At 69.3% G+C, this 475-nt stretch carries 1 protein-coding gene; it reads left to right on the forward strand.

Annotation, left to right across the window (positions count from 1 at the left end):
* A partial coding sequence (locus B0W88_RS34235) for a hypothetical protein (protein WP_158081002.1) occupies positions 1-341 on the forward strand: 341 nt, incomplete at its 5' end.
* Positions 342-475: the final 134 nt, after the last annotated feature.

The raw sequence follows: 475 nt of genomic DNA on the forward strand, positions 1-475 counted from the left end.
CGGTGGACAACGGCAACCTGGTGGGCCTGATCTCGGGCTACAAGACCGCCGACGGGGTGACGCACGAGATGGCCGACGTCTGGTTCGCCAAGGACGTGACACCGGCGAGCACGACGACAGCCGACGCCAAGTCCACGGTGAGCCTGGGTGATGTGCTGGCAGCGCCGGCCAGCACGACGCTGCCGGGGGCGGCGGATCATGCGGCAACGGCGGCCAGCACGGCCACCACGGCCGCGGCGTCCAGCACCGACACGTCGTCATCGCATCACCAGACGCTGCTGGAGCAGAAGCTGCTGCAGGACGAGGAGGAACGCAAGCGCCATTCGGGTCCGCTGATCTGATGCGTTAGCGTCCAGGAGGAGGGGCAAGGGGTCCGGAGACGGGCCCCTTGTTTTTTGTGTTTTCGCGGGAGGTTCGGGTTTGCGAGCCCGGCCCTGCGCGCCGCCGGGCTCAACTGCGCCGGCCGGCCTGCGGC

It is taken from the genome of Pelomonas sp. KK5 (assembly GCF_001984095.1).
Lineage (GTDB): Bacteria > Pseudomonadota > Gammaproteobacteria > Burkholderiales > Burkholderiaceae_C > KK5.